Origin of the sequence: Embleya sp. NPDC056575 (genome assembly GCF_042793325.1) — a bacterium.
Taxonomy (GTDB): Bacteria; Actinomycetota; Actinomycetes; order Streptomycetales; family Streptomycetaceae; genus Embleya.
This window is the reverse complement of sequence record NZ_JBHTVA010000010.1, coordinates 142,726-156,617: the sequence shown is the minus strand read 5'-3', so window position 1 is coordinate 156,617 and position 13,892 is coordinate 142,726. Positions and strand designations below refer to the sequence as shown.

The 13,892-nt window shown below is 71.4% G+C and carries 11 protein-coding genes; 6 read left to right on the top strand and 5 right to left on the bottom strand.

What is annotated here, in order from left to right; all coding sequences use genetic code 11:
• Positions 1-12: 12 nt before the first annotated feature.
• Both ACFRCG_RS10525 and ACFRCG_RS10520 read left to right on the top strand, forming a co-directional pair.
• Positions 13-1,422 carry an MFS transporter gene (locus ACFRCG_RS10525; protein ID WP_380030416.1) on the top strand — a complete coding sequence of 470 codons (1,410 nt, stop codon included), beginning with the start codon at positions 13-15 and terminating at the stop codon, positions 1,420-1,422.
• A 195-nt stretch (positions 1,423-1,617) separates the two neighbouring features.
• A complete protein-coding gene (locus ACFRCG_RS10520) occupies positions 1,618-1,989 on the top strand; it encodes a hypothetical protein (protein WP_380030414.1) in 372 nt (123 codons plus the stop codon).
• A gap of 104 nt (positions 1,990-2,093) precedes the next feature.
• Here the strand turns inward: ACFRCG_RS10520 and ACFRCG_RS10515 are convergent, their stop codons facing one another.
• Both ACFRCG_RS10515 and ACFRCG_RS10510 read right to left on the bottom strand, forming a co-directional pair.
• Positions 2,094-2,456 carry a DUF1876 domain-containing protein gene (locus ACFRCG_RS10515; protein ID WP_380030413.1) on the bottom strand — a complete coding sequence of 121 codons (363 nt, stop codon included), beginning with the start codon at positions 2,454-2,456 and terminating at the stop codon, positions 2,094-2,096.
• Positions 2,457-2,729: 273 nt separating this feature from the next.
• Positions 2,730-3,593, bottom strand: coding sequence for a hypothetical protein (locus ACFRCG_RS10510; protein WP_380030412.1), 864 nt, complete (start codon positions 3,591-3,593; stop codon positions 2,730-2,732).
• Between the two features lie 425 nt (positions 3,594-4,018).
• Between ACFRCG_RS10510 and ACFRCG_RS10505 the strand changes: the two genes are divergently transcribed.
• Both ACFRCG_RS10505 and ACFRCG_RS10500 read left to right on the top strand, forming a co-directional pair.
• Entirely contained in the window at positions 4,019-5,824 is a 1,806-nt protein-coding gene (locus ACFRCG_RS10505) for a hypothetical protein (protein WP_380030411.1), read from the top strand.
• A gap of 16 nt (positions 5,825-5,840) precedes the next feature.
• The gene (locus tag ACFRCG_RS10500; RefSeq protein WP_380030410.1) at positions 5,841-6,749 is read left to right on the top strand and encodes a hypothetical protein; all 909 of its coding nucleotides are present in this window, start codon (positions 5,841-5,843) and stop codon (positions 6,747-6,749) included.
• A 100-nt stretch (positions 6,750-6,849) separates the two neighbouring features.
• On the opposite strand, the gene ACFRCG_RS10495 is transcribed toward ACFRCG_RS10500, so the two are convergent.
• The 3 genes from ACFRCG_RS10495 to ACFRCG_RS10485 form a co-directional block, all read right to left on the bottom strand.
• On the bottom strand, positions 6,850-9,384 hold the full coding sequence (locus ACFRCG_RS10495; protein ID WP_380030409.1) for an ABC transporter permease: 2,535 nt from the start codon (positions 9,382-9,384) through the stop codon (positions 6,850-6,852).
• Positions 9,385-9,419: 35 nt separating this feature from the next.
• Positions 9,420-10,205: an ABC transporter ATP-binding protein gene (locus ACFRCG_RS10490; RefSeq protein ID WP_380030408.1), complete on the bottom strand. Its 786-nt coding sequence runs from the start codon at positions 10,203-10,205 to the stop codon at positions 9,420-9,422.
• Between the two features lie 311 nt (positions 10,206-10,516).
• On the bottom strand, positions 10,517-12,145 hold the full coding sequence (locus ACFRCG_RS10485; RefSeq protein WP_380030406.1) for a flavin monoamine oxidase family protein: 1,629 nt from the start codon (positions 12,143-12,145) through the stop codon (positions 10,517-10,519).
• Positions 12,146-12,318: 173 nt separating this feature from the next.
• Between ACFRCG_RS10485 and ACFRCG_RS10480 the strand changes: the two genes are divergently transcribed.
• Together ACFRCG_RS10480 and ACFRCG_RS10475 are read left to right on the top strand one after the other, a co-directional pair.
• The gene (locus ACFRCG_RS10480; RefSeq protein ID WP_380030405.1) at positions 12,319-12,921 is read left to right on the top strand and encodes a TetR/AcrR family transcriptional regulator; all 603 of its coding nucleotides are present in this window, start codon (positions 12,319-12,321) and stop codon (positions 12,919-12,921) included.
• 314 nt (positions 12,922-13,235) lie between these two features.
• Positions 13,236-13,643, top strand: a complete 408-nt coding sequence (locus ACFRCG_RS10475; protein WP_380030404.1) for a PPOX class F420-dependent oxidoreductase — start codon at positions 13,236-13,238, stop codon at positions 13,641-13,643.
• Positions 13,644-13,892: the final 249 nt, after the last annotated feature.

Below are 13,892 nucleotides of genomic sequence, written 5' to 3'. Positions count from 1 at the left end.
AGGAGAATCGTCATGAACGCCGAAGCCAGATCCACGCGCACGGCAAGAGCGGGCGCGACGCCCGTCGTCCTCACCGTGGTGCTCTCCGTCTACACCACCCTGGAGTCGATGCTGATCCCGGCACTGCCGCGGATCCGGGAAGATCTCGACGCCTCGCCCCAGGCGATCACCTGGGCCTTCACCGGCCTGCTGCTCGTCGGCGCCGTCGCCACCCCGATCATCGGCCGCCTCTGCGACATCGCCGACAAGCGCCGGGTCCTGATCGGCGTCGTCGCCATCGTGCTCGCCGGCATCGTCGTGTCCGCGACCGCGGACTCGGTGGGGCAATTGATCGCGGGCCAGATGATCCAGGGCGTGGGTGCCGGACTCCAACCCCTTGCCATCGGCCTGCTCAACGACACCCAACCCGCGCACCGGATCAAGCCCGCCATCGGGCTGATAGTCGGCGCCACGGCACTGGCCGCCGCCTTCGGCCTCCTGGCATCCGGCTGGATCATCGGCGCGCTGTCGTTCACCTGGCTGTTCTGGATCCCGCTGACCATCATGTCCGTCGTGCTCGTCGCCGTCTGTCGGATCGTGCCCGAATGCCCACCCGCGGGCAGCGGATCGATCGACTGGCTCGGCGCCGTCCTCCTGGGGGGCGGGCTGGTCGCCCTGCTGCTGGGCCTGACGGTCGCACCCGAACACGGATGGACCTCCGAGCCGTTCCTCGTCCGCGTCGTGATCGCAGCCGTACTGCTCGCGGTGTTCGTACCCGCCGAACTGCGCACGACGCACCCCCTGATCGACCTGCGCGGACTCCGGAACCGGCCGGTCGTCCTGACCTGCGTGGTGGCCTTCGTCGTCGGGTTCGGCACGTTCGCGCTGTACGTCGTGGTACCCAGCCTGGCCAGCCTGCCCACGAGCACCGGATACGGACTCGGAGCCGACACCGCCGCCGTCGGTCTGCTGCTCCTGCCCCTGGGGGTGTTCGCCCTGGTGAGCTCTCCGCTCACCCCTCGCATGGAGCGTCTCCTCGGCACCCGCGGCGTGATGACGCTGAGCACCGCGCTCATCGTCGGCTCCAGCCTTCTGCTGCTCCTCGCCCACGGGAACTCCGCGGCCCTCTACCTGGCCGGCACCGTCTGCGGCACCGGCATCGGCTTCAGCACGACCCAGTCGATGAACATCGTGGTCAGCGTCGTCCCCGCCGAACGCACCGCGAGCGTGGCCGGCACCGCGTTCGTCCTGCGCAGCGTCGGAGCCACCCTCGGCGGCCAGATCGGCGCCAGCGTGCTCGCCTCCGACCCCGTTCCCGGCACGCCGATACCGACCTGGGACGCCTACACGACCACCTTCGTGATCAGCGCGGCGGTCGGGCTGATCGCCCTCGCCCTCAGCGTCGCACTGCCCAGACGTCTGCCCGCCCTGGCACCGGCATGACCCCCGCGTCCGTCACCCACGTCCGGTGACGGATCCCACGGCGCCGACGGCAGGGCGCCACCTTGTGCGCTTCTTGTCCACATATGCTAACGTACTTGTACGGTACCAATACGGTATCTATACGGTACAAGGACGCCTGGCGGCTCGATCGGGATCCGTCACCGACACCCTCGCACCGCGTCTCAAGGAATCGTCATGAACCGCCCTGTTTACGAAACGCGCCCCGTCTACGAGGTCGAGGTCCCCATCCGCGATCCCAGGACCGACGCGCGCGGCATCCACGTACTCACCGGAAACGCCGCCACGGCCGAAGACGCCCTGGCCGCGGCCCGCTACGTCTACACCCAGGCGATCCACCACCACGGCACCGGCTTCCTCCCCTCCCGGCGCCCCGACGGCTGGGGCATCCGCGGCCTGCGGCCGGGCTGGGAACCGGACTGGCCCGGGGCGACGTGCCGGCCCTGGACCGGGACGCTGGAGGCGATGGCACTTTTCCACGCCACCCACGAACCGCCACGGCGCAGCGAAGCGAAGCTTGTCCAAACCGTCGCCGCAGCCCGCTTCTGACACCGCCCACCGCCGTCGCGGACACCCGCCTCGGGGGCTGCGGACGACGGGGACGCGCGGCGGACGCCGGGGAACCGACCGATGCACGGTGGGCGGTCCGATCCTCAGCGTGCGGGGTCGACCCACGGTGCCGCAGGCGGCCGTGCCGTGGACTTCCCGGCCACTGCCTCCAGGTCCCGTGCGGCGTTGTGCAGCAGTCTGTGGGCGAGGTCCGACAGGGCTCGTGCCGCTGCCAACTCGTCGCCGATTTCCGGGATGTTCGGGTCGGCGGGACTCTTGCGGGCATCGCCTCTGCCCCGCAGTCCGGAGGTGTCCTCGGTGCGCAACCGTGCCTCCGCGTGCGTACGCACCGTCACATTGTCCGCCACATCGTCCTCGGTATTCTCGCTGAGGAAGATATCCACGGTCCATCGCTTCGTGGCCGCCATGATCCTCGCCTCCAACACGTCGGTGTTCCCTTTCAGCATCCGCCGCACCGGCGTGACGTGCCACCAAAGGTCCTGACAAGGCGTTTCACGTGTCCGTGGGGTGACGAGGCAGGCCACGCCGACCTCGACGCGGGTTGCGGTAGGCCGGACGCCGAGTTCGGTGCGCGGGCCGGGGCGCGGCCCGGCCCGCGCGCTGCCGTCACCGGAATCCGGCGCTGTGCCGCACCCGAGGTCATCCGAGGGGTTGCGGCGGCGAGACCGCGAAGTACCCGCCGCACATCGGCAATTGCGCGCCGGCGGTGCGTGTGATCGTCACGGGGAGCGCTCCGGATGATGATGTCCGCGCACGGTGCGCCAGCGTGACCGCATCTGCTCGACGAGGTCGTCCCATTGGTGCCGGACCTCGTCCTGTGACGGGCGCAGGCCCTGGCGGATGCGGACGAGTTCGTCTCGTACCTCCCGCCCCAGCGCCGCCGAGACGACGAGAACGAGCATGGCGCCGAAGAGGAGGGTGGCCATGCCGAAGACCGCGCCGGCCGCACCGTGACGGGCGGCGTAGGCGTCGAACAAGCGCGGCAGGTAGACGGTGGCGGCCACCGAGTAGGCCGCGGTCAGGACGCCCGCGGAGAGGGCGAACGGAAGCAGGGTTGCCGGGGCGAGCCGCTTCGCGGAGATGATCCAGCCACTCCAGACGAGGAACGCCGTGGTCAGCGGTACCTCGCACACGGCGGCCGCCAGTCCCAGGGGCGTCCCACCCAGGACCACGTAGAGCCATCCGACGGCCGCGGTGTAGAAGCCGAGCACGCAGATCCACCCCAGACCGTAGCGTGTGTTGCGAACACCGAGCGGCTTCAGTTCCCAGGTCTGTTCGAACAATCGCTGCACGGTTCGGGAGAAGCTCAGCGCCGAGATCGCCAGGAACACCGTTCCGAAGACGCCGAGGCCGGTGGTCGTGGCGTCGGCGGTGAACACCGACCGTACGGCGTCCGCGCCTCCATCGGTCAGTCCGTAGCGATTGACGATGCGATCCGCGGTCTCACTGCCGAAGACCGTGCCGCTCATCACCGTGAGCGGGAGCACCGCGGTCAGTGCGCCGGAGGCCAAAGCCATCGAGCGGTCGAAACCCGCGATCTTTTGGAACCGGTTGACGACACGCAACATGAATGCCGGACGCAACCAGAACGTCAGTGTCCTGATGAGCCGCCGGCGATTGTTCTCCGCCGTCCCGTCCTCCGGTGATCAAGGGATGTATGTGGCGAAGCGAGCATAAAGGAGCTTCCCTCGCGAAACGGAGAGCGACACCGTGAACGACGTGTCGTCGTTCACGGGCCGGCGGAGCCCGTCGGTCGATCGCGGCGCCCACGGTGCCCGCAGTCCGGCGGTGTCTTCGGTGTGATGCGCGCTTCCGCCTCGCGCGGCTCGTGCCCGCTCGCCGGCCCCGCTCCCTCAACCGCGACACGATCGACATCCGCCGGGGAGCCCGATCCTGCCGAAATGCGGCATATCCAGCGGGACATCGTGATCGCGTGGCATGCTCGGCTTGCACCCGAATCGCCGCCCGATCCGTGTCGGGCGGGTATTCGTCGAGGGAGGGGTGTTCGTTGATCGACTACCACGCCCACCTGGCCGTCCTCGAACGACTGCGGGCGGACGCCGCCGGCGCCGTCGCGACCGCACCGGCCGGACCGGACCGCGACGCTCTCGCGGACGTGCTCGCGGCGGTCGGCACGGAGGAGGACGCGGCGCTGCTCGGCACGTTCGTGGACCACGTCATCGTCCAGGCGGCGTCCGACGGCACCGAATCCGATCTCCTGGCCCGAGCCGCGGCGTTGTGGACGCGCGGCCTGGACCTGTACACGGCGGTCGGACAGGTCCGCGACGCCGTCGAGCAGGCTCTGACCGCACCCGAAGTACCGGGCGCGGTCGACGAGTTCAACGCCGCCACCGCCCTCCTCGCGGCCGGGATCCCGGAGGCCCGGGATCTCACGGCCCGCGCCCTCGCCCTGCGCGAGGACCTGCGTCCGCTGAAACACATCCCGCCGCACCCCCGACAGGACGACCTGCCGTTGACGGCGTGGAACTGGGGCGATGTGTTCCTCGCCCGCCGCGGCGACGCGTACGTCCGGACCATGTTCGACGCCGCGCGCGAACCCGGCGAAGTGGCCTGCGCGTTCGGTGTCCTGGCCGCCTACGGGGGCAACGCCGCCGGATCGGCCTACCAGGGCCGGGCGGTCGGCGGGCCGCGTCGCAACCACCGCTTCCGCGACCGGCTGGCCCGAAACGCGATCGGCTCGTGGTGCGCTCGGCACTACGCGCTGCCGACACCTGGGCAACTCGCCACCCGCCTGGCCGGGTTCGACGCCGACTCGGCGGCGATCCGACTGCTGGGCGAGGCGCTCGCACACGCCTACGACCCGGACCGCACCCCGTCGCCGCCCGACCCGGCGCTCGGAATCCGGCGCGTGAGGGACCAACTGGCCGCCTACGACACCATCCGCCGCCCCGCGCTCCCGACCCCGCCCCTACCCGAGATCGCGATACGGATCGCGGCCGGTGCCGCGGGCGGCGCGCCGACCCCCGACACCGGCAAGTCCTGGCCGCGATCCGGTGACGACGGCTCCGGTACCGGCTCCGGCACGGGCACCGGCGTCACCGGGACCGACGGGAGCGACCAGACCGGCACCGACAAGTCCGGGGACGGTGGTTGCCTGGCCTTCCTCGGCGCCCTCATCGTCACCTCTCTGGTCCTGGGCATCGCCTGCCTCGTCGGTCTGGCCACCAAGGGCGACTGTGGCAAGGGCATCGAGGACGTGTGGGACGCGGTGACCGGAAAGCCGAAGGGCGGCGACAACGGCGAACCCCCGCCGGCGGTCACGCAGGAGCAACTTGCCGTGTTGGCCACCACCGACGGTGGCCCGCACTTCGCGCAACACCTCTTCGAGGTGCAACTCGTCCTGTGGCAGGCGTTCGACCAGGCCCTCGACTACCTCGCGCTCGTCGGTCTGGTGCCGCCCGACGACCTGGCCATGGCCTCGCCCCTGTACGGCCAATTCGTCTCTCTGCCCGCCCGGCCCGCCTGGCCGCTGCGGCCGGTCGCCGCGCCCGAGACCGGCTACTTCCTGGATCCCACGGCACCCGTCGAGAACCCGCAGGAGCAACCGTCCCCGTACCCGACCGGAGCCGACCCCTCGGTGTTCGTCGACCCCACGCCGGGGGCGGCCTTCCGCACCGGGCCCGGGATCGCGCTGGCGCTGCTGTGGCAGATCGCCCGGGGGGAGCACGACAGCGTCAACCTCGACCTCGACGCGGACCGGGGCTTCGGACACCGCTGCTGGACGGTGCCGGACGGCCGATCGGTGCTGGAGGACCCGATACCCGTCGTCGACCTCGGCTACGGCGAACTCTGACACAGGAGGCGCGGCCATGCCCGAACCCGACCCCCATCGCGACGTCCCGGCGCCGCCCAGCACCTACCTGGTCATCCCCTACTTCCCGGGCGACCGCGGCGACCCCAAGACGGATCGCCCCGTGCCCGCGCCCGCGGTGTCGTACGCGTGCCCGTCCATCCACGTCACCGGTACCCCCGCCCCCGGCGTATTCCGGCCCGCGGAGCCGTTCCGGGTCGCGGTGGAGGTGGCCAACTTCGGCGTGGGCACCAGCGCCGCGGCGGTGAGCGTCATCGTATGGTGGTCCACCGCGACCAGTGGCTTCACCGACCTGCGCTGGTTCGGACAGGCCGTCGTCGCGGTGCCCTCGCACGGCGGCCGGGCCACGACCGTGCCGATGACCAACTCCATCCCGGCCGACGCGGGGCCGCACGTATGCCTGCTGGCCCGCGCGACCGCGGTGAACACGCCACTGCCGGCCGGCGCCGGCCCGGACCCGGTCCACGACCCGCACTGGGCCCAGCTCAACCTCGTCACCGCGCCCGTGCCCCCGGGGCAGGCCCCGTTCCCCTTCGACTTCGCCTGGTCGGCGGGCAACCCCGGGGCGCGGACCGCCCGGTACGTGGTCAGCGCCCGGCCGACGGGGGCGGTCGTGCTGCGCACGCTCGCCCGAACCCTGGATGCCCGCCCCGTAGTCGCCGACGACCTGCGCTTGGTGGTGGACGGCGAGGAAGGACCCCGGGTGTTGGAACTGGAGGCCGGGGAAAGCCGGGAACTGCGGCTCGCGGGCATCCTGGGCACCCCACTGGAACGGGGTACGTTCACCGCGATCGACATCGTCCAGGAGGACGTGACCGGGGACGGCGACGGCGACGGCCGGATCGTCGGCGCCGTCGGCCTGATCCTGCGCGCGGACACCGGCGACGGGCGCGCCGCGCCGAGCTGAGCACATCGCGCCAGGCGACACCGGCGCCCCTTCGTGGCGCGGTGGATGCCGCCGCCTTCGCCCATCGGCCGGTCGACGTCGAGTTGGACGACGGTGCGGCCTAGTCCGTGCGCAGCGCCGTCAACACGTCCAGGTTCGCGGCGCGGCGCGCGGGCCAGGCCGCCGCGAGCACGCCGACCACGGCGGCGAGCAGCAGGAAGATCAGCACCCGGTCCCAGGGGATCACCACGGTCAGATCCTTGGTGGAGCGGGCCATGCCCTTGACGGCGCCGATGCCCGCGATCAGGCCAAGGACGACGCCGAGCAGGCCGCCGAACACGGAGATGATCAGGGATTCCAGGCGGATGACGCGCCGGGTGCGGCGTCGGTCGAGGCCGATCGCGCGCATCATGCCGATCTCACGGGTGCGTTCGAACACGGACATGGCCAGGGTGTTGACCACGCCGAGCACCGCGATGACGATCGCCATGGACAGCAGGCCGTAGACGATGTTGAGCATGATGTCGAAGAGCTTGTTGAAGTCCTTGCGGACCTCCTTCGAGGTCTGCACGTTCACCGCCGGACTGTTGCCGACGGCCTTGCGGAGCGCGTCCCGCATGCCGGCCCGGTGTTGCGGGGCGACCTTCGCGAGGACGTAGTCGTCGCCGACGACGTCGATGTGCGGGGTCAGGGTGGTGAGTGAGACGGTGAGGGCGCCGAGCAGCGGTGCCTCGTCGTAGATGCCGTCGATCGGCAGGCGGGTGCGCTGTCCGTCCGGGAAGGTGAGCGAAACGGGCGTACCCACACGCCACTTGCGCTCGTCGGCGGTCTGCTTGGAGACCAGCAATCCGGTCGCCAGTGACTTCGGCCCGCCCTGGACGAACTTCGTCGCCAGTACGGAGAACGCGCTCGCCGGATCGACGGCGGTCACTCGAAGCTCCTTGCCGTCGGCCGTCATCCGCGCCTCGCGGACCGGGCTGACGGCGGTGACGCCCGGTACCTTCGCGACCGCCGCGGCGATCTCCGGTGCCAGGGTCTGCCCCTCCGCCGACGAACTCAGCGCGAATTCGGCGGTGATGCCCTTGGACAGGGTGCGGTCGACGAGTTGCTTGAGCGAGGTGCCGAACACGGTCAGGGACGTGACCAGGACCATGCCGATCATCAGGGCGGACGCGGTGGCGGCGGTGCGGCGCGGGTTACGGGCCGCGTTCTGGTGGGCGAGCCGGCCCTCGACGGGGTGCACGCGGCGCAGCAGGGCGCCGAAACAGCGGATCACGGGGCCGGCCAGGAGCGGGGTGAACACGATGACGCCGATCAGCACTATGCCCGCGCCGCCCATCACCGTGAACACCTTCGCGTTGCCTCGGGCCGAGCCCTTGATGCCGGCGACGAGGACGAGGCCGCCGAGGGCGACGGTCAGGACGCCGGCGATGTTGCGTCGGCGCAGGCCGGACGCGGCCGGCGGCAGGTTCGTGCGCAGCGCGGCGACGGGCGGGATCTTGGCCGCGCGATGTACCGGCAGCCAGGCGGCGAGCAGGGTGACGCCGACGCCGACGAGCAGGCTCCACAGCGCGGTGGTGCCGGAGACGACGGTCGGCCCGGGCGCGAGTTCGGCGCCGACACCGTTGAGGATCGAGCGCAGGCCGACGGCCAGGGCGATGCCGACGAGGAAGCCGCCGAGCCCGGCGACCACGCCGACGGCGAGGGCCTCGGCCATCACCGAGCGGGTCACCTGTCGGCGGGTGGCGCCGATGGCGCGCAACAGCGCGAGTTCGCGGGTGCGTTGGGCGACGAGCATGGCGAAGGTGTTGGCGATGATGAAGCTGCCCACGAACAGTGCGATGCCGGCGAACACCAGGAGCAGGGTGCGCAGCGACGCGATGTCCTTGTTCACCTTGTCGCGGTCGTCTTGGCGCAGCTTGTCGCCGGTGACGGCCTCGGCGCCGTCGGGCAGCAACGGAGCGGCGGCCGCGCGCAGTTGCTCCTGCGAGGTGCCGGGTCGGGCGGACAGGCGCAACTCGCCGTAGACGCCGGGTTCCAGGAAGAGTTCCTGTGCGGTGGCGGTGTCCATGAGGGTGAGCGAGCCGCCCGCCTGTACGGCGGCGCTGTCGGTGGTGAAGACGCCGACCACGGTCCGGTCGAGCACCGGGCCGCGGGCGACGACGCGGATACGGTCGCCGACCCCGTATCCGGCGGCCTTCGCGGTCGCGGTGTCGAGGGCCACCTCGCCGGCCTTGGTGGGCAGGCGGCCGGCGGTCAGGGTGTAGCGGGGGTCCTTGCCGTCGGGGCCCGGCAGCGCGTTGGCACCGACCGCGTTGGACTTCTTGCGGACCAGGCGGCCGTCGCGGTCGACCACGGCGGTGAAGCCGGTGGCGTGTCCGGTGACCGACGCGGCGCCGGGCAGCGCGCGGAGTCTGGCGGTGAGGGCCTCGTCCAGGCGCGGGATCCGGAGGTGGTCGACGGCGTACTTGGTCCCCCGTACGTCCACCGAGACGGTGCGGTGGTCGCGCAGTGCGGCGTCGGTCATGGCCTGCTTGAGCGTGTCGCCGAAGACCAGGACGGCCGAGACGAACGCGACGCCGAAGACGACGGCGAGTGCGGTGAGGGTGAGGCGCACCTTGTAGGCGACGAGGTTGCGCAGGGAAGTGCGAAGCAAGGTCGCTTCCTTCGAAGAGGCCGGGTGGGGAGGGTTCAGTGGGTGAACGCGGAGGCGCCGGCGGCGGGCGCACCGGGTGTGGTCGGCTTGTGGTTGAAGCGGCGCATGCGCTCCAGCACGCGGTCGGCGGTGGGATCGGTCATCTCGTCGACGATCCGGCCGTCGGCGAGAAACAGGACGCGGTCGGCGTACGAGGCGGCGACGGCGTCGTGGGTGACCATCACGACGGTCTGGCCGGTCTCGGTGACCGACGCGCGCAGGAAGTTCAGCACCTCGGTGCCGGAGTGCGAGTCGAGGTTGCCGGTGGGCTCGTCGGCGAAGACGATCTCGGGACGCCCGGCGAGCGCGCGGGCGCAGGCGACGCGTTGTTGTTGGCCGCCGGACAGTTGCGCGGGCCGGTGGTCGAGTCGGTGGCCCAGGCCGACGGTCTCGACGACCTTGGCCAGCCACGCGGGATCGGCGCGGCGGCCGGCGATGTCGAGCGGCAGGGTGATGTTCTCCAGGGCGGTCAGCGTCGGGAGCAGGTTGAACGCCTGGAAGACGAAGCCGAGTCGGTCGCGGCGCAGGTGGGTGAGGCCGGTGTCGTCGAGGGACGCGAGTTCGACGTCGCCCAGGCGCACCGAGCCGCCGGAGATCCGGTCCAGGCCCGCCATGCAGTGCATCAGTGTGGACTTGCCGGAGCCGGAGGGGCCCATGATCGCGGTGAATCGGGCCCGGTGGAAGCCGACGGACACGTCGTCGAGGGCGCGAACCTCGGTCTCGCCCTCGCCGTAGGTTTTCCGCAGGGCGGTGGCGATGGCGGCGTAGGGGGGTGTGCTCATGTGGTTCTCCGGGGAGTTCGGTTCGGAATCTCGGTTGGGATTTCGGTTGGGATTTCGGTTGGGATGTCGGGTTCGGGCTCGGGGTTCGGGCTCGGGCTCGGCCTCGGGCCTGCTTCGGGTTCGCGGTTCGCCCGGGGTGGGTGGGCCCGCCCGGGGTGGGCGGGCCCTGATCGACATTTATTAGATCGACTGGTCGGTCTAACTTAACGAGACGATTCGGCGCCGCCGTCGACCGAGTGGGGGAGGCGGGACTACGTCTCAGGGTGGACGGACGGGCCTGCGGATGGACCGGGAGTCGGGTCCGCGCGGCTTCACCGCGCCATCGCCCGCGCGTGCACCGCCTCGACCGCCTGGCGCGCCGAAACCATCGAACCGTGTTGCCAGCCCAGCGTGTTGCTGATCCAGTCGCCGGCGAACAGGACCCGTCCGGTGGGTCGGGTGAGCGGTCGATACGCCGGATCGTTCACCGCGTTCAACGGATCGGCCGCCGCCCACCCGGCCTCGAGGAACGGCTCGCGCCCCCACAACACCGAGAACGAACTCGCCAACTCCGTACGGGCCTTGGCCCCGTGCACGTGCTCGTTGCGAGCCACCGCCAGGGCGGCTCGACGCGCCGGCGACAGCGCCTCCAGCGGGCGTGCGTCGTCGAAGTAGGCGACCATCGTGCCCCGTCCGCCGTGGTAGCCGTGCGAGGGATACCACAACGACGCGTCGTCACCGTACGAGGTCAGCCCGCCGTAGATCGCGAAGTCGTCCTCCCACCACCGACTGCGGTATTCGAGGCCGATCTTGCCGGGGCGTTGCGGGATGAACCTTCCCAGCAGTTCCGTCACCTCCGACGACAGGCCCGCGATGCGCGCGGCCACGTGCGGAGGGGTCGTGACGATGCAGTGGTCCGCGTCCAGTACGCCGCTCGGAGTGCCGCTGCCCGAGGCGCCGCGATAGGTCAGCCGCGTCCCGGTCGGGCCGTCGGTGATCGCGGTGACCTCGACGCCGCACCGGATGCGCGACCGGCCGACCGCGTCCGCCAGCGCCGCGGCTATCCGGTCCATCCCTCCCACGGGCTGGAGCAGTGTGGACGCCATGTCGAACTCCGCGTCAAGGGCCAGGTGTCCGGTCACCTGCCGGGCGAACACCCGGTCGAGCGAACCCGGCGGCGGCAGCGGCTCGCCCGGCGCTCCCGCCGCCCCCGGATTCACCGCGAACCCGCGACGCCTGGGATCGGCCCGGTAGGCCCAGCCCTCGGCCCGGTCGCCGAGCCCGCCCATCGACCGCAGGAACTCCAACAGCCGTTCCTTGTCGGCCGCGGACAACCGGGCATCGAGCACACCCTGATCGGTCACCTTCGCGAGTAACTCCGCGACGATGCCGTACGCGTCCGCCCGGGCGGTCAACATCCGTACCGGACCGGAAGCCTGCGGGTCGTATACGAACGTGCTCGTGTTGGACACCGCGAACACCTCGAGCGGCACGCCCAGTTCGCGACAGTACCGGGTGCTGACCGTCCACTGCGGCAACATCGCCGGACCCGCGTTGAAGTACTCGCCCGGCGCGAATCGCGCCTGCTGGGTATTGCCGTCCAGGTCGGTGAGCCGATCGCCGGGGCGCAGCGTCAGGTTCCGACCGCCGATGCGAGGGCGGGCCTCCAGGACCGTGACGTCGTATCCGGCCTTGCGCAACTCGTAGGCCGCGGTCAGGCCGGCCACCCCGGCGCCGACCACCGCCACCCGCGCCGCGCTGCGCCCGGTGAGGGTGAAATCGGACGCGCGCGGCGCCCGGAACGGCGGCGTCGCCGCGCTCGCCGCGGTCGGCGCCAGACCGATCGCGCCCATCGCGGCGAACGCCGCCCCGGCGCCGCCCACCGCCCCCACCGTTTGCAGGAACCCGCGTCGGGTCACCGCCGATTCGGGTCGTGATCGTGGTTGTCGGGACTCCGTCATGTACATGCCTCCTCGGAGGAATACGGAAGACCTCGATTTAATTAATCGAGTGGTCGGTCTATTATTAGCACGAGCCGGACCCGGTCACACCACCGTGGCGGCCGACAACGCGAGGCCCCACCCGGCGTCGCGTCCGGCGGGGGCCGGACCGCGCCGCGATAAGGTGAACACCCATGCGCACAGTCGATCCCGTCAAGCACGCAGCCAAACGCCGCCAGATCCTGGAGGCCGCCGCGGCATGCTTCGGCGAGAAGGGGTTCCACGGCACCCGCACCGCCGACATCTGCGCACGCGCGGGGATGAGCCCGGGCAACGTCTTCCACTACTTCCCGAGCAAGCACGCCATCATCGTCGCGCTGATCGAGAACGAGGGCGCCGAGACCGCCGACTACCTCGCCGAACTCGCGGAGGCGAAGGACCCACTCGCCGCGCTGCTCGGCCTGATCGACACCGTCGTCGGCCTCGCCGCCGACCCCGCGTTCGCCGGCCTGACCCTCGACACCGCCGCCGAGGCCCAACGCGACGAGCACATCGCCGGCCTCCTGGCCCACAACGACCGCCGACTCCGCGCCGGCGTCGCGGACCTGCTGCGCCGGGCCGCCGCGGCCGGGCAGATCGACGACACCCTGGATCCGGTGGCCGCCGCGACGTGGATCGCCGCGTTGATCGACGGCGTGTTCGCGCGGGTGGCCACCGACCCGGACTTCGCCCCCCGTGACCAGGCCCCGTTCCTGCGCCTGCTGCTCACCCGCTTCCTCGCGGCGCGCTCCGACTGAGCGAGAGGCAGGACGACGGACCACGAGGCCGTGGCGCCGCCACGCCCGGCGAGCACGGTTCGATGTCCACCACGACCGTCTCGGCGAGTTCGCCCCCGCCGGCCCCGTCCCGCGGGTCGTCCCCGGCGGCCGGGACATCGGGCGAGGACCGTCCGATTTCACCGGTGCGCAACCGCCACCGCGGTCACCGTCGCCGGTACGGGTCCTACGGCCCGGCACCGGGGTCGGGAACGGTCGTTGTACCCCGTGGCGTCATCCGTTGTCGCATCCCGTGCCGTGGGGTGCGAGACGCCCACCCGAAAGGGGCCCTTTCCATGTCCACCGCACTCTCCGACGATCTCAAGAGGCTCGTCGACGACAGTCCCGTCTTCGCGACGGTGGCCACGGTCCAGCCCGACGGCAGCCCGCAGTTGTCGGTGACCTGGCTCAAGCGTGACGGTGACGACCTGCTGATCTCCACGACCGTGGGCCGCAGGAAGGAGCGGAACCTGCGCAGGGACCCGCGCGTCACCGTGATGATCAACCCGCACAACGCGCCGTACACCTATGCCGAGGTGCGTGGAGAGGCCACGCTCACCACCGAGGGAGGCGCGGAACTGATCGACGAACTCTCCCGCAAGTACACGGGCAAGGACTACGCGGACTTCAACCCCGCCTCCGCCGACGACGCCCAACGCGTCGTCGTCCGGGTCACTCCGCGCAAGGTCGTCGGCTCGATCTAGGCACCCGGCTCCCGAGCCGACGGCCGGCGGGGCGTGAAAGTCCCCCGGGCGCGCACTTCTTCCGGGTGACGAAGTCGCTCGTCCGCCGACACGCGGCCACCTCGGCATCGCTCTCCCCGAGTCGCGGCGGTTCGACGAAGCCGAGCCGGCCCCGGCGCTCGTGTCGCGTCGAAGGCTCCGAGGGGCGGGGCGGCCCCGGAGGGCCGTTCGGGGGGCACGGCGCGACGACAGTGGCGGGGGCCGGGCCGC